Here is a 14,361-nt window from a genome sequence, read left to right as displayed (position 1 = left end):
ACAACAGAGATTAAGTCGCCAGCGCCTTCCATCTTGAGAGCGGCGACCCGCCAGCTGCGCACCTAAAATCACCTGCAGTGTGCAGCCCCGCTTCTGTTGATCTGGTTCATGGCGGAACTGCACCGCAACCGAAAGAGCACATGTCGGCAGTCGTTGAAACCTGGTTTGGTGAGGCCTTCGCACAACTGCACCCGTTGCTCCAGGAACTCCATCGGTCTGGAGGCACACTCGCTGGCACAGTCGACGTTCGGCTGGGTACTGGCCTGGCAGGTTGGGTGGGTCGTCGGCTTGCAAGAAAGCTTGGCGTTCCGCCTTGCGACGGGACTGCATCGATGAGTGTTGCCATCTTCAGCACTGACACCGAGCTTCATTGGAACCGTACCTTCAATGAAGCCTCCACGTTTGCCTCAACCTTCACGCCGACAGGTCGTTATCCATCGGGTTACTGGGTCGAGTCATCGGGCCTGCTTCGCCTCAACCTGGGTGTTTCCATTGTCAATGGCGGCTGGGTCTGGCGGCCCATCGGAGGCCGGCTAGCGGGCGTTCCCTTCCCCCTTTGGCTCCTGCCTCGCACGGCCGCATCGAAGCGCATCGACAACGGTCAGTATCAGTTCAACGTGGAAGTCGGCCTCCCATTGCTCGGTACAGTGCTCTCCTATAGCGGGAACCTGTCGTCTGAGCCTCTCATGTGAAAGCGTAGGTGGCTAGATGCATCCAGCCGGATCGAAAGTCGTACTCATATCCTTCAACGGTGCCCGGTGCGCGCCTGAAGATTGTCACCCTGCCGAGAACTATTGGCTCCTGATAGGGACCCGGGGAACCATCGCAGGTCCGGTCAACGCAAACGGCCGCGTGCTGGTCACATTCGATATCCCGGTGAGTGAAGTGGGCCTGACATGCCACAACCCCACACCCAACAGCCTCTACATTCTGGAAACCGACCTTGCGCATTCCCAATAAATTGTTCATGCGTCACAACAACAGCAGGCATCGTGCAGCATCACAGCCAATGCGTCCGTTCATTTTTAAATCAGGCCTTGATCATGCATTCACTACCACTTGTCAATGCCGTCCCTGAGAACGAAGACAAGGAGAAAATTGCGCAGCAGGCGCGCCAGAAGTTCTCAGGCTCGCTGGCGAACGACACTCAATGGAACGAGCTGATCACATACGTGCGCGGCCTTGAATGGAGACCTTCGTATCGCTCGAAGTGGGTCAACGGCCACATTTCGGGCTGGGATGTCGAATGGTTTTATCACCTGCCCTACCCGTTTGTGGGCGTGGAGTGGTTTGACATCGGCTTGCATGGCGAACTCCGCACGGGCCGCCTTCTTGCGCCAAAGATCATTGACTATTCGCCTGTGTTTCTCGGAAGGTTGAAAGAGATCGGCTTCGACTTTGAATACAGAGACGGTGTGGCCAGAATCTGGGGCTATTACCCAAAATCATATGAAGATTTTCCGCTTGGCACATCTGCTTAGTTCTTACGCCATGGATCCACACCACACCCGCATTACGTTGGCCTCAATATGACTCCTCAACAGAAAAAACGTCTCAGCTACCTGAAAGACCGTCGAAATACCTACGGCGAAAATAGCAAGGCTTCGCGCAAAGGAATACCGCTTTCCAAGGCGAGAGGCATCCGGTCTGAGCGACACGCGCAAGACCACAAACTGGCGCAAGTAGTGCGGACTGTTGACCCAGAACAACTCGACGCGCTTGAGAACCAGGTGCGCTCTACCAAGCCACGCCACTGGCGCAAATCTGCGGACGACCCATTGGGTGAAGTGCTGGCCAGTCGAAAGAGCGGGCGGGCGGTTCGAGCCAGCGTGAAAGCTAGTGATTGACCATCTTGTCCCGCCGAGACAGCGACGGAAACAGCCTGAACCACGCCGCAGCCACCAGCAGCGTACCCACCCCACCCGCCACCACCGAGCCCACCGGCCCCAGCAGCGCAGCAGTGGCGCCTGATTCAAACTCACCAAGCTGGTTGGACGCACCGATGAATACCGAGTTGACAGCGCTGACGCGGCCGCGCATTTCGTTGGGGGTTTCGATCTGCACCAGCGTCTGGCGCACCACCACGCTGACCATGTCGGCGCCGCCCGAGACGGCCAGCACCAGCAGCGACAGCACAAAACTGGTCGACAGGCCAAACACCACCATGCACACGCCATAAAGGGCGACTGCCGACAGCATGGTCGGCCCGACGCGTCGCTCCAGCGGCCAGCGGGTCAGCACCGCGGACGTCAGCAAAGCGCCGACCGCAGGGGCGCCGCGCAGCAGGCCCAGGCCCCAGGGCCCGACGTGCAGGATGTCTTTGGCGAACATGGGCAGCAAGGCCGTGGCGCCGCCCAGCAGCACGGCAAAAAGATCCAGCGACGCAGCGCCCAGCAGGGCCTTGCGCTGCCATACAAACTCCACACCGGCCAGCAATGTACGCAGCGTCACCGGCTCACGTGGCGGCGGCGCGTGGTCATAGCGCAGCACCGCGATCAGCACGCAGCCGGTGGCAAAGAGGCAAGCGCAGGTGGCATACACCGCCGTGGCGCCGGCCACAAAAATCACGCCACCCAGCGCCGGCCCGCCGATGACCGCCGCCTGCATGCCGGCCGAGCTGAAGGCCATGGCGCGCGGCAGCATGGCGGGCGGCACCAGCACCGGGGTGAGCGATTGCTGCGCAGGCATCTGGAAGGCGCGGGCCACGCCCAGCATGACCGACACCGCCAGCAACAGCTCGCGCGAAACCCAGCTGTGGTGTATTCCCCCAACTTGCCAGCCCTGTGTGGCCGCCATCAGGATCACCGCCACCGTGGCCTGCGTCACCAGGCAGGCCGCGATGATGCGCCCGCGGTGAGTCCGGTCGGCGACGTGCCCGGCCACCAGCGTCAGCAACAAGGCCGGCACAAACTGGTACAGACCCACCAGGCCAAGGTCCCATGCGCTGCCGGTCAGTTCGTACATCTGCCAGCCCACGGCGACCATCAGCATCTGGTTGCCTGTGGTGGCAAAAATCCGGGCGAACCACATGCGCATGTAGGCGCGCTGGCGGGTGAGTTCCTTGAATGAGTGTGTCGGCATGCGGCCCGAAGCTTAACAGCGCAGTGCCCGCAAAGTACGGCAAGGGGCTACTCTTGAGGGCACGCTTCGGCGGTTGCAATGCTATTGATTTAATAGCTGCTTGCGCACGTCCTGTATAGCAAAACCCAGAATTAGTGCATTAACTCATCCACAGGCATGAGGGCTCTCCCCGGAGCGGGATCATTTTTGCCCGAACCGGGAGACAAACCCGATAAGCCCGCCTGCTGGCCTGAAAATTAGGCCATTGGCTTTAAGTGGGGGGGCGTTTTAGGCGAAACAGGCAGTTAACATGGCGACATAACAGGGCCACCCTGGCACCAGGAGGAAGAAGTTATGCACCGCATCGTCATAGTGGGCGGAGGCGCCGGAGGGCTGGCGCTGGCCACGCAACTGGGCAAACGCCTGGGCAAAAAGGGCCTGGCCGAGGTCACCCTGGTCGATGCCGCCCGCACCCACGTCTGGAAACCGCTGCTGCACCAGCTGGCCGCCGGCAGCTTTGACACCCACGCCGAGGAAATTGAATACCTCGCGCAGGCCCGCTGGAACCACTTCAAGTTCCGCCTGGGCAGCCTGACCGGCGTGGACCGCCAGAACAAAACCCTGCAGCTGGCCGCCAGCCATGACGAAGCCGGCCGCGAGATCACGCCGGCCCAGCAACTGGCTTACGACACGCTGGTGATTGCCGTGGGCAGCCAGACCAACGACTTCGGCACACCCGGCGCGGCCGAACACACCATCAAGCTGGACAGCCCGCAAGCTGCCAAGCGCTTTAACGACCGCCTGATCAACGCCTGCATTCGCGCACAGACCGTACCGCGCATGGCCGGCAGCGGGCGCCTCACAGTCGCAATCGTGGGCGGCGGCGCCACCGGCGTGGAACTGGCTGCCGAGCTCCATGCCGCAGCGCGGGTGCTGGCCAACTATGGCTTTGACCACATCCACCCCGAAAAAGACCTGCAGATCGTGCTCGTCGAAGCCGCACCGCGCCTGCTGGCCCAGTTGCCCGAGCGCCTGAGCGAATCGGCCATGCGCGAACTGCGCAAGCTGGCCATCGAAGTACACACCAATGAAAAAGTGGTGGAAGTCACCGCCGACAGCCTGAAGATGGCCAGCGGCAAGGTCATCTCGTCCAGCATCACGGTGTGGGCCGCCGGCGTGAAGGCCTCCGACTTCCTGCGGACCCTGGGCGATGGCAACCCGCTGGAAACCAACAGGCTCAACCAGCTGGTGGTGAACGGAAACCTGCAAAGCACGGGCGACACAAACATCTATGCCTTTGGCGACTGCGCGGCATGCCAGCAACCCGACGGCACCTGGGTGCCGCCGCGAGCCCAGGCCGCCTACCAGCAGGCCATGTACCTGACGCGCTCGCTCTCCGACCTGATCGCCGGCAAGCCGGTGGCGCCCTTCGTCTTCAAGGACCAGGGTTCGCTGGTGTCGCTGTCGGAATACTCTTCCGTCGGCAGCCTGATGGGCAGCCTCACCAAGGGCAGCTTCTTTATTGAAGGACAGCTGGCCAAGTTCATGTACTGGGGCCTGCACAAGCAGCACCAGCTGGCGCTGGGCGGCTTCAAGAAAACCGCACTGATCACGCTGTCGGAAATGCTGGACCGGACCTATCGCCCGCGCATCAAGTTGCACTGATAATCACGGCATCCCTCTCGCGATTCTTTTATCAACCTCACTCAACCCAACGGAGAAAACCATGGCAAAAGGACAGCAAAACAACAACAAGATGGTCAAGAAGCCGAAGAAAGACACCTCGCCACCCAAGACGGTGTCTCCCGACGCGGTGCGCCCGACCATCGTGACGCAGGTACCACTGCGCGGCAAGCTGAAGAACAAATAAAGCCTTGATGGCCGGCTCTGGCGATTCGCCTGAAAATTTGCGGGAAGAAGTCCCGGCTGCTGCTACCGCACAGCCGGGCAATCCGCTGCACGGCGTCAAACTGGAAACGATCGTCACTACGCTGTCTGACCACTACGGCTGGGAAGAGCTGGGCCAGCGCATCAACATCCGCTGCTTCACCAGCGATCCCAGCGTGGCGTCCAGCCTGAAATTTTTGCGCAAGACGCCCTGGGCGCGCGAGAAGGTTGAAAGCCTTTACCTATTCATGCTGCGGGAAGTCAAGCGCAGCAGCCCGCCGGTTCACAACTTCCCGCCGCCTAAAGCCAAGCCCCAACCCTAGAGGGGATTGGCGAACAAGAGCATCATGGCGATGCCCACACCGATCAGGAAGTTGGCATCGATCAGCCCGGCCAGCAAAAACATCTTGACCTGCAGCGGCTCCATCATTTCGGGCTGGCGCACGGCGCCTTCCAAAAATCGCCCGCCCATCGCCCCTATGCCCAGGCAGGCGCCAATGGCGCCCAGGCCGATGATCAATCCACATGCAATGGCAATGGCACCTGCGTCAGTCATGATTTCTTCTCCTTGGTTAAAAACTTTTCGTTGACTGAATCATGAAGGCCGAGCCGCCGCAGAACAATTACCCCGCAGGTAATGTCATCGACATTCCCGGCGTGAGGCTGCTACACGCCGACGAATTCCTGATGGTGCTGGACAAGCCTTCAGGACTGCTCTCAGTGCCGGGACGCGGCGAAGACAAGCAGGACTGCCTGAGCGCCCGCGTGCAGACCGCCTTTCCAGACGCCCTGATCGTGCACCGGCTGGACCAGGCCACCTCCGGCCTGATGCTGATGGCGCGCGGCGCGGCCATGCAGCGGGCGCTGAGCCGATCGTTTGAAACGCGTGAGGTTGGCAAGCGTTACGTGGCGGTGGTTAGCGGCCGCTTGCCCGCACCGAGTGAGCCGAATGCCCCAGACAGCTGGGGCCTGATCGACCTGCCCATCATCGTGGACTGGCCACGCCGGCCGCTGCGCATCATCGACGGTGAACGCGGCAAACCCAGCCAGACCCGCTGGCGCGTGCTGGCGCATGACACGGCGGCTAACACCACGCGCGTAGAACTCGAACCTGTCACCGGCCGGTCACATCAATTGCGCGTGCACCTGAAAGCGCTGGGTCATCCGATTTTGGGCGATGCGCTGTATGCACCCGAAGCCGTACAGGCGGCTGCGCCGCGCTTACTGCTGCATGCTGCAGCGCTGCAGCTCACGCATCCGGCCAGCGGGCAGGCGATGGCATTTGAAAGCAAGCCCGGCTTTTAGACCGCAAGCAGTTCCATGGCACCGGCGCTACCATGCAACCATGGCACAAAACAACCACCTCACCCTGATCACAGGCGCCTCGCGCGGCATGGGCTTTTCCATGGCACGCCAGCTGCTCACCGCCGGCCACACGGTGCTTGGCATTTCGCGCACTGCCGTGCCCGAGCTGGAAGAACATGCGCAGCATGTCGGCGCTACGGTGCTGCAATGGGCGCATGACCTGGCGGACAGCGGCTCACTGAATGAGAGGCTGGAAAGCTGGCTCAAGGATTCACATGCCAGGAAACCCTGGACCAGCGTCACGCTGATCAACAACGCGGGCGTGATCCCGCAGATCGGCTCGCTGGACCAGATTGGTGAAGCCGACCTTGCAAGGGCGCTGCGTGTGGGGCTGGAAGCGCCGATGCAAATCACCGCCGCTTTCCTGCGCGCTACCGGCAGCTGGCAGGCGCCGCGCAAGGTGCTCAATATTTCGTCAGGCCTGGGGCGCCGCGCCATGGCTTCGCAAGCGGCCTACTGCGCCGCCAAAGCCGGCATGGACCATTTCACCCGCTGCCTGGCACTGGAGGAAACCCTGAAGCCCCACGGCGCCAAAGTCTGCTCACTCGCGCCGGGCGTGATCGACACCGACATGCAGGAGCAGCTGCGCGCAGCCGACCCCAAAGCCTTTCCGGACCGTGAGTCGTTTGTGGGATTGAAAACAGGCGGCGTGCTGACATCCCCCGAAGATGCAGCTGCGCGCATTCTGGCGTTTCTTGCCCGGCCGGACTTCGGCACCAATCCAGTAGCTGACGTGAGGGACTAATTAACTAGGCCCCCACGGTCGCTCACTTCGTGTAGCTCCCTGCCCCCCGAGGGGGCCGCCCGCCTGTGGCCCGGCAAAGCCGGTTCCACGGCTCATGCTTGCATAAAGAGTCACTGGCCTAACCAGTGGGGGTATTTCGCCAGTGGGCGCCGCGGAGCCGGCTTTGCCGGGCCGCTGGCTTCGCCCCCTGCAAGGGGGGAACAGACTACACGCAGTGAGTCTGGACGGGGGTGTTCAATATATTTCCGGTACGACGATGTTTTGTGGGACCGGAGTACGCACATAGTCCTCATGGCGCACCCGTTCGGGCAGCACGATGGGCGGGTGCGGGGTTTCCTGGTAGGGCATCTGCTGCAGCAGGTGGTGGATGCAGTTCAGGCGGGCTTTTTTCTTGTCGTCCGCCTGCACCACCCACCACGGGGCCTCGGGGATGTGGGTGCGGTCCAGCATGATCTCCTTGGCCTTGGTGTACTCCTCCCAGCGGCGGCGTGACTCCAGGTCCATGGGGCTGAGCTTCCATTGCTTGAGCGGGTCGTGGATGCGACCGAGAAAGCGCAGGTGCTGTTCTTCATCGGAGATGGAGAACCAGTACTTGATGAGCTGTATGCCTGAACGCACCAGCATCTTTTCAAACTCCGGCACAGTACGGAAAAATTCCTCGCACTGGTCGTCAGTGCAAAAGCCCATGACGCGTTCCACGCCGGCGCGGTTGTACCAGCTGCGGTCAAACAGCACGATCTCTCCGGCTGCCGGCAAATGGGACACATAACGCTGGAAGTACCACTGCGTACGCTCGCGGTCGTTCGGGGCCGGCAATGCCGCCACACGGCAGACGCGCGGATTAAGCCGCTGGGTGATGCGTTTGATCACGCCGCCCTTGCCGGCGGCATCGCGTCCTTCAAACAAAATCACCACCTTGTGGCCGGTGCTGACCACCCAGTCCTGCAGCTTCACGAGTTCGGCCTGCAGGCGGAACAGCTCACGGAAGTACTGGCGGCGGTCTTCTTTTTCCTGTGCCGCGTCCCTGGGGTTGCGGGCAGGTTGCTCTTCCCCGACAAGCTCGGCCACGGTGCGGTCTTCAATCTCCATCTCCAGCTCTTCATCGTAGCTGTCGATCAGGTCATTGCGGATCCGCCGCATCAATTCTTCGTCGCTTGAACTCAAGGCTCTCTCCTGCACAACCGGAAATCGGTCAACACCCCAGCGTACCCGCGGCACATGGCAGTTTGATGAAACGGCCGAAAACCGTTGGCCATATCACCGGCTTTTCAAGCAGCCCTGCAGGGCAGGAACGATATCAACCTTGTTTTCGCTTCCATTTTGATAGCTGCTTGCGCACGTCCCTATTGGGTTTCAAGGCAGTTTTCCTTAAAAATCAGGAATTCCCATGACGTGATCAGCTTTTCTTGAGGATCTGATAAATCTCGTCCTTGACCTTGAGCCGCCGCTTTTTCAGGTCTTCCAGCGCCTCGTCCGTGATGACACCCACGCCCTGCTCATACTTTGCAATCGCGTGGTTGTCCTCGTCGTAGCGCGCAAAGAGCTCGGCAAAATGTGGGTCAGACACCTTGAGGCTGCGCATCTTCTGCAGGTATTCCGGAAATTCATGTGCAATGTCGTGGTTCAGAAGGTCCATAAAAGCTCCTTTATCGGTGTCACGTCATCAGGAAACGGCGGCTCAGTCGCGCACCACCAGCACAGGCAGGTGTGCATGGGAAAGCACCTGGGCGGTGACGCTACCCAGTACCAGTTTTTCAAGCCCGCGGCGGCCATGCGAGCCCATCACGATCAGGTCGGCATTGATCGCCTCGGCGGTGTCGAGAATGCCGCGATAGATGGCATGGCCTTCCACCACCGATCCGGTGGCGGTGATACCCGCCTCCTTGAAAACCTGCTTGGCTGCGGTGATGGCCTCATTGGCTTCGGCCGTGGCAGCGCTCAGGTATTCGGCCTGCCCATAGGCAAAGTCGGCGCCCACCCCGGTGAAAGCATAGGGGTCTATGACGTAGACGACGGTCACCTCGCTCTTGAATGCCTGGGCGACTGCCAATGCATTGCCGATCGCCTTGCGCGAGGTGGAAGAGCCGTCTACAGGAACCAGAATGTGCTTGTACATGATGGAATCTCCTTGAGCCAGGAATGGATTCTGCGGCCGGCGCCCTTCGCGGGTCAATGCCGGCCAGCGCAGGGCCGCTACGGGCCCGCCATGCATCAGTTATAGGGTATTGGGTGACAGGCCGCCGTCAGACAAGGCGCCGAAACCGCAGCGCCTGCGCTGCGCGGGCGTCACAGCCCCGCGGCACTCATTCAGGTTTGATATTGGCCGATTTGGCCAGTTGCGCATAACGCGCCAGGTCCACCTTGATCAGCCTGGCAAGCGCGGCGCCGTCGCCGCTCAGAGGCTCCACGCCTGCTCCTGAAAGGTTTTCCCTCACGGCGGCTTCAGCCAGCACCTTTTGAACGTCCGCGTAAATTTTGGCAACCACCTCGGGCGGCATTTTGGCCGGGCCCATCAGCGCATACCAGATGGAAAAGTCCAGCGGCTTCAGGCCCTGCTCTTCAAAGGTCGGCACCTGGGGCATCAGGTCATAGCGCGTAGCGGTCGACACGCCAATGCCGTTGAGCTTGCCGGTCTTGATGTGCGGCGCAGCAAGGTTGGCGCTGAGGATGGCCAGTTGCACCTGGCCGCCCACCACGTCGGTCAGCGCAGGGGCACAGCCCTTGTAGCCGACATTGGTAGCACTGACACCAGACTTTTGCTTGACCAGTTCCATCACGAAATGCTGCGGTGTGCCGACGCCACAGGAGCCGTAGCTCAACGCTGCCGGATTGGCTTTGGAATAGGTGACCAGTTCCTGAATCGTCTTGATGTTGGTGCTTTGATGAGACACCAGCGCGATCGGCGTGAGGCCCAGCAGCATGATGGGTGTCAGGTCTTTTTCGGGGTCGTAGTTGAGCTTGCCGTTCACGGCCGGGTTGACCACCATGGTGCTGTTTTGCAGCAGCAGCGTGTAGCCGTCTGCCGGCGCCTTGACCACGGCTTCCGTGCCGATATTGCCGGAAGCGCCCGCACGGTTGTCTACCGCAATGCCCTGCCCCCACAGGGTCTGCAGACGTGCGCCGATCTGGCGCGCCAGGATGTCGGAGCCGCCGCCGGTGCCATAAGGAACAATGATGCGCACAGGACGGGACGGGTAGGCTTGCGCCAGCGCCTGCGTTGCTGTCATGCATGTCAGTGACATCAAGGTGGCCAGGGCCAGGAGCTTGGGAAATTTCATGGTTCGCCTCTTTCGTTTGTCGGGTTGCCTATTCAACGGCGCCGATGCGGCGGCTCCACAGTTCCCATGGCCGCATGACCTGCCCCTCGTTGGTTGCCATGGCCAGGTCCGCTTCTTCGGGCGTCAGGAACTCGATGGGGCCCAAGGCAGATGCCGTGAGCTGCAGCTTGGCATTTTCTTCGGCATAGACCGCCCGGTAAACCGCGCGCTCCAGCGAAGGCGCCACCACGGTCGAGCCGTGGCCACGCATCAGCACGCAGGTGTGCTGGCCCAGCGCCCTGGCGAGGTCTTTGCCCAGCCCCATGTCGCGGATCAGCAGGTCAGTGTTGCCGTTGGACTCGCGGATTTCATACAGCGACGAACCGCTGCCCAAAAAACCGCTCATGTGGAAGATGGGGCGCAGACGCTGGCCGGTCACGCCGAAAGGAATCACACTGGGGGAATGGCTGTGCACCACCGCCGTCACGTCAGGCCGCGCGCGATAGATTTCGCCGTGGATAAAGCGCTCCAGGTAAGAACGCAGCGTGGACTCACCCACCAGGTCCCCATTGAGGTCGTAGGTCAGGATGTCAGCTTTTTTGACCAGGCCGGGGGCGCGGTTGCAGGACAGCAGGAAATGTTCAGGTGACTTGTCGTGGCGCACGCTCACATGGCCGAAGCCGTCCACCACACCCTGGTCGTACAGGATGCGGTTGGCCATCACGAGTTTTTCGATCAGCGCTGGATCGGCCGCGGAAGGCGTCATGAAGTCTCCTTATTGGCAACGGCCCGGAAGGGTCATTTTTAATAAGCATGCATATTACATGGCAAATTTTCCAGGCAAACGCTGAAGATTCAGGGTAAACCCGCCCTCTTCAGGCGTTCATCGGGCCTCCCGGCAGCCGCCACCTCAGGCTGGTGCGTCAGGGCTCGATCTTCACGCCTTTCCAGAACGCAATATGGCCCTTGATGTTGTCGGCTTCGGGCTTGGGATCGGGGTAATACCACGCGGCATCGGTATTCATTTCACCGTTGACCAGCAACGAGTAGTAACTGGCCTGCCCTTTCCATGAGCACATGGTGTGGTGGTTGCTGAAGGTCACGTAGTCGCGGTTGAGCGCGCTTTCGGGGAAATAGTGGTTGCCTTCCACCACCACGGTGTCGTCGCTTTGCGCAATCACTGCGCCGTTCCAGATGGCTTTCATGGGTCTTTCTTTCTGCTCAAGCTGATGTTGAGGCGGGATGTGGAAATCGATCGATTGATCGGGAATTCGGAAGATGCAGGGCTCCATGCTAACCCTCCGCACAGGTCTTGGCCGACCCAGGGATTTATGAAGCCGCCCGACAAGAATGACGGCAAAAAAAAAGCGCCGGTGACAAACACCGGCGCTTTTTATTGAGGCCCCTTCTTAAGGCCAGCATGAGCCGCAGGGCCGGCTTTGCCGGACTGCCAGCGGGCGGCCCCCTCGGGGGGCAGCGCATTACACGAAGTGAAAAGCGTGGGGGCCCATCAAGCAAGACGGAGATTCTTGCCTTCAACAATCACCTTCGAACCCACTGCCACGGCGCTGGAAAGCTCCATGTTGCGCACGGTGCCATCGTCCATGCGAACGCGCACTTCGTACACGGTGACCTTCTTCATGTTTTTCTCGATCTGGTTGCCGGCAAATGCGCCGCCTGCAACACCCAGCACGGTCATGGCGGTTTTGCCATTGCCGCCGCCCATCTGGTTACCGACAAGGCCGCCGACAACGCCGCCGGCCACCGTGCCAAGTCCGATGGTGGTGTTGCCCACGTCCACGCCATTCACCTTGCCCTGGCGTTGGACAGGAGTCACAGCTTCGACGGTGCCGCAGGTTGCGCAGACATTGGCGCGCGGGGTGGCTTGCGCGACTACGACCGGATTGGTGTGCGGCTTGGTAGTTTGGGGGCGTTTGGATGTATCGGCCGCCAGCTTGGCGGTCTGCGCGGGTTCATTGACGGCAGCCGATCCACCCGGCTGCGCGTCGGACCGGTTGACGACCAGCGCGGCGGCCAGTGCCATGACGGTCACGCCGAGCACGGCGACGATGGCGACAAGCGCCTTGCTGTGCTGCAGGCGTTGCGAGAAGCCTGGCTGGTGGGCAGGCTGAGGTTGAACGGCGGGTTGATTAACTTGGTTGTTGGTGTCCATGATGGAACTCCTGTGTGTGAGCCCCGGTTGTAACAATACCCACGGATACATCCTGTAGGACGAAGTGACATTCGTAAGGAAAGCTTTCCGCGTTCACGTGAAAGTGTGCGCTTTTCCGCACTTCTGCATGTGTTCACACCGCCCTCATACAGCCTTCACCCAGGCTTTACACGTCTTTTTAGACGCCCCCTTGGGGATGGGTCGGGTCCACCCACAGCACCGTGTCCGGCTTTTCCACAGGATCAATATCGAGGTTGATAGCAACCGCTTCGCCGTCACTGCGGCACAGCACGCACTCCAGAACCTCGGTCGGGCTGGCGTTGATTTCCTGGTGCGGCACGTAAGGCGGCACATAGATGAAGTCGCCCGGACCGGCCTCAGCGGTGAACTCCAGGTGGTCACCCCAGCGCATGCGGGCTCTGCCCCGGATGACATAGATCACGCTCTCCAGGTGGCCGTGGTGATGCGCGCCGGTCTTGGCGTCAGCGTGGATGGTCACAGTGCCGGCCCACAGCTTTTGTGCGCCCACGCGGGCAAAGTTGATGGCGGCCCGCCTGTCCATGCCCGGTGTCTGCGCCGTGTTGCTGTCCAGCTGATTGCCGGCGATCACGCGCACGCCGTCGTGCTTCCACGGCGGGTCGGCTTCTCCGTGCGCATGGGGATGCTTGTGTCCGGGACCGTGGGAATGATCGTGGTCGTGAGGATGATGCGGAAGCGTGGGGTCATTGCTCATGCTGCCAGCGTACACCAGCGCCGTGCATTCAGTCCAGCACAACGGCCTCCCGCACTGCGCAGCGATGCCGCGCGCGCTGAGCGACCTTACTTGTAGCGTTCCCGCGCCAGCGCCGCACCGGCACCCAGCGCCTGCAACTTCTTCAGCGCAACTTCGCGGTCCATGGGCGCCAGGCCGCAATTGGTGCAAGGAATCAATCGGTTCCTGGGCACATATTTGAGCGCCTTGCCGATGGTGTCGGCCACCTGCTCGGGCGTTTCAATCTCCTCGCTGGCCACATCGATCACGCCGACCATCACGTCCTTGCCCTCAAGCAGCGCCATCAGGTGCGGCGGCACGTGGGAGTGGTAGCACTCCAGGCTGACCTGGCGGATGGTGCTTTTGGCCAGCGCCGGAAACACGGTTTCGTACTGCCGCCATTCCTCACCCAGGGTTTCCTTCCAGTCGGTGTTGGCCTTGATGCCGTAGCCGTAACAAATGTGCACGGCGGTCGTGCAGGTCAGGTCCTGCGCCGCGCGCTCAAGCGCCCTCACGCCCCAGTCGGCGGCTTCCTTCATGTAGACATTGAAGGCGGGCTCGTCGAACTGGATGATGTCGACACCGTCGGCCTGCAGCGCCAGCGCTTCCTGGTTCAGCAGCTCGGCAAACGCCATCGCCATCCTGACCTTGTCGCCGTAGAACTGGTCGGCCACGGTGTCGACAATCGTCATCGGGCCAGGCAAGGTGAACTTGATCTTTTTGGTGGTGTGCGCGCGCAGCAGGCGGGCTTCAGCAGCATGCACCCGGCCCTTGAGCTTGAGCTGGGACACCACCTGCGGCACCATCGCGTCGTAGCGGTTGTCGCGTATGCCCATCTTGACCTTGTGCTCGAAGTCAATGCCTTCAACTTGTTCCAGAAAACCGTGCACAAAGTGCTGGCGCGATTGCTCGCCGTCACCAATCACATCCAGGCCGGCGTCTTCCTGCGCCTTGATCCACAGCAGCGTGGCGTCGGCCTTGGCCTGCCTGAGTTCTTCGCCTTCACTTTTCCACTGAGGCCAGAGTTTTTGGGTTTCCGACAGCCAGCCAGGTTTGGGCAGGCTGCCGGCGATGGCGGCGCTAAAGAGCGGAGTGGCAGGAGGCGTTTGCATGGGTTGGTCCT

At 61.2% G+C, this 14,361-nt stretch carries 19 protein-coding genes; 8 read left to right on the top strand and 11 right to left on the bottom strand.

From position 1 onward, the window contains the following. Nucleotides 1-140: 140 nt before the first annotated feature. The 3 genes from AC1D1J_RS13390 to AC1D1J_RS13380 all read left to right on the top strand — a co-directional run bounded on the left by AC1D1J_RS13390 (nucleotide 141) and on the right by AC1D1J_RS13380 (nucleotide 1,847). Nucleotides 141-692 carry a DUF4166 domain-containing protein gene (locus tag AC1D1J_RS13390; RefSeq protein ID WP_477687859.1) on the top strand — a complete coding sequence of 184 codons (552 nt, stop codon included), beginning with the start codon at nucleotides 141-143 and terminating at the stop codon, nucleotides 690-692. Nucleotides 693-1,043: 351 nt separating this feature from the next. After that, the gene (locus AC1D1J_RS13385; protein WP_477694907.1) at nucleotides 1,044-1,481 is read left to right on the top strand and encodes a DUF6678 family protein; all 438 of its coding nucleotides are present in this window, start codon (nucleotides 1,044-1,046) and stop codon (nucleotides 1,479-1,481) included. A 48-nt stretch (nucleotides 1,482-1,529) separates the two neighbouring features. After that, nucleotides 1,530-1,847, top strand: coding sequence for a hypothetical protein (locus tag AC1D1J_RS13380; RefSeq protein ID WP_477687861.1), 318 nt, complete (start codon nucleotides 1,530-1,532; stop codon nucleotides 1,845-1,847). On the opposite strand, the gene AC1D1J_RS13375 is transcribed toward AC1D1J_RS13380, so the two are convergent. Continuing rightward, complete coding sequence (locus AC1D1J_RS13375) at nucleotides 1,837-3,081, bottom strand: MFS transporter (protein WP_477687862.1); 1,245 nt, start codon at nucleotides 3,079-3,081, stop codon at nucleotides 1,837-1,839. The genes AC1D1J_RS13380 and AC1D1J_RS13375 overlap by 11 nt on opposite strands. 333 nt (nucleotides 3,082-3,414) lie before the next feature. Between AC1D1J_RS13375 and AC1D1J_RS13370 the strand changes: the two genes are divergently transcribed. The 3 genes from AC1D1J_RS13370 to AC1D1J_RS13360 all read left to right on the top strand — a co-directional run bounded on the left by AC1D1J_RS13370 (nucleotide 3,415) and on the right by AC1D1J_RS13360 (nucleotide 5,270). Further along, entirely contained in the window at nucleotides 3,415-4,725 is a 1,311-nt protein-coding gene (locus AC1D1J_RS13370) for an NAD(P)/FAD-dependent oxidoreductase (protein WP_477687863.1), read from the top strand. 61 nt (nucleotides 4,726-4,786) lie between these two features. Next, nucleotides 4,787-4,930 (top strand): hypothetical protein, encoded by a 144-nt coding sequence (locus AC1D1J_RS13365; RefSeq protein ID WP_164483755.1) that lies wholly within the window; start codon nucleotides 4,787-4,789, stop codon nucleotides 4,928-4,930. Between the two features lie 7 nt (nucleotides 4,931-4,937). After that, nucleotides 4,938-5,270 carry a VF530 family protein gene (locus tag AC1D1J_RS13360; RefSeq protein ID WP_477694906.1) on the top strand — a complete coding sequence of 111 codons (333 nt, stop codon included), beginning with the start codon at nucleotides 4,938-4,940 and terminating at the stop codon, nucleotides 5,268-5,270. Here AC1D1J_RS13360 and atpE read toward each other — a convergent pair. Next, nucleotides 5,267-5,503: a F0F1 ATP synthase subunit C gene (gene atpE, locus AC1D1J_RS13355; protein WP_007868318.1), complete on the bottom strand. Its 237-nt coding sequence runs from the start codon at nucleotides 5,501-5,503 to the stop codon at nucleotides 5,267-5,269. The genes AC1D1J_RS13360 and atpE overlap by 4 nt on opposite strands. Before the next feature lie 41 nt (nucleotides 5,504-5,544). Between atpE and AC1D1J_RS13350 the strand changes: the two genes are divergently transcribed. Together AC1D1J_RS13350 and AC1D1J_RS13345 are read left to right on the top strand one after the other, a co-directional pair. After that, nucleotides 5,545-6,252 carry a pseudouridine synthase gene (locus AC1D1J_RS13350; protein ID WP_477694905.1) on the top strand — a complete coding sequence of 236 codons (708 nt, stop codon included), beginning with the start codon at nucleotides 5,545-5,547 and terminating at the stop codon, nucleotides 6,250-6,252. A gap of 40 nt (nucleotides 6,253-6,292) precedes the next feature. Then, a complete protein-coding gene (locus AC1D1J_RS13345; protein WP_477694904.1) occupies nucleotides 6,293-7,057 on the top strand; it encodes an SDR family NAD(P)-dependent oxidoreductase in 765 nt (254 codons plus the stop codon). A 234-nt stretch (nucleotides 7,058-7,291) separates the two neighbouring features. On the opposite strand, the gene ppk2 is transcribed toward AC1D1J_RS13345, so the two are convergent. From ppk2 to AC1D1J_RS13300, 9 genes are all read right to left on the bottom strand, one after another. Then, complete coding sequence (ppk2, locus tag AC1D1J_RS13340; protein WP_477695082.1) at nucleotides 7,292-8,197, bottom strand: polyphosphate kinase 2; 906 nt, start codon at nucleotides 8,195-8,197, stop codon at nucleotides 7,292-7,294. A 256-nt stretch (nucleotides 8,198-8,453) separates the two neighbouring features. After that, nucleotides 8,454-8,693, bottom strand: coding sequence for an HP1242/YdcH family protein (locus tag AC1D1J_RS13335; protein ID WP_457279214.1), 240 nt, complete (start codon nucleotides 8,691-8,693; stop codon nucleotides 8,454-8,456). Nucleotides 8,694-8,735: 42 nt separating this feature from the next. Next, nucleotides 8,736-9,173: a universal stress protein gene (locus AC1D1J_RS13330; RefSeq protein ID WP_477694903.1), complete on the bottom strand. Its 438-nt coding sequence runs from the start codon at nucleotides 9,171-9,173 to the stop codon at nucleotides 8,736-8,738. 187 nt (nucleotides 9,174-9,360) lie between these two features. Beyond that, nucleotides 9,361-10,335 carry a Bug family tripartite tricarboxylate transporter substrate binding protein gene (locus AC1D1J_RS13325; protein WP_477694902.1) on the bottom strand — a complete coding sequence of 325 codons (975 nt, stop codon included), beginning with the start codon at nucleotides 10,333-10,335 and terminating at the stop codon, nucleotides 9,361-9,363. A 28-nt stretch (nucleotides 10,336-10,363) separates the two neighbouring features. Next, nucleotides 10,364-11,080 carry a class II aldolase/adducin family protein gene (locus AC1D1J_RS13320; protein ID WP_477694901.1) on the bottom strand — a complete coding sequence of 239 codons (717 nt, stop codon included), beginning with the start codon at nucleotides 11,078-11,080 and terminating at the stop codon, nucleotides 10,364-10,366. A 157-nt stretch (nucleotides 11,081-11,237) separates the two neighbouring features. Continuing rightward, nucleotides 11,238-11,519, bottom strand: coding sequence for a DUF427 domain-containing protein (locus AC1D1J_RS13315; RefSeq protein ID WP_348047097.1), 282 nt, complete (start codon nucleotides 11,517-11,519; stop codon nucleotides 11,238-11,240). A gap of 305 nt (nucleotides 11,520-11,824) precedes the next feature. Continuing rightward, the gene (locus AC1D1J_RS13310; protein ID WP_477687869.1) at nucleotides 11,825-12,487 is read right to left on the bottom strand and encodes a glycine zipper 2TM domain-containing protein; all 663 of its coding nucleotides are present in this window, start codon (nucleotides 12,485-12,487) and stop codon (nucleotides 11,825-11,827) included. Nucleotides 12,488-12,665: 178 nt separating this feature from the next. Beyond that, complete coding sequence (locus AC1D1J_RS13305; RefSeq protein WP_477687870.1) at nucleotides 12,666-13,220, bottom strand: cupin domain-containing protein; 555 nt, start codon at nucleotides 13,218-13,220, stop codon at nucleotides 12,666-12,668. Nucleotides 13,221-13,306: 86 nt separating this feature from the next. Continuing rightward, entirely contained in the window at nucleotides 13,307-14,350 is a 1,044-nt protein-coding gene (locus AC1D1J_RS13300; protein ID WP_477687871.1) for a methionine synthase, read from the bottom strand. Nucleotides 14,351-14,361 lie beyond the last annotated feature (11 nt).

Source organism: Polaromonas sp. P1_F8 (genome assembly GCF_056405635.1).
This window is presented reverse-complemented; position numbering and strand designations above follow the sequence as displayed.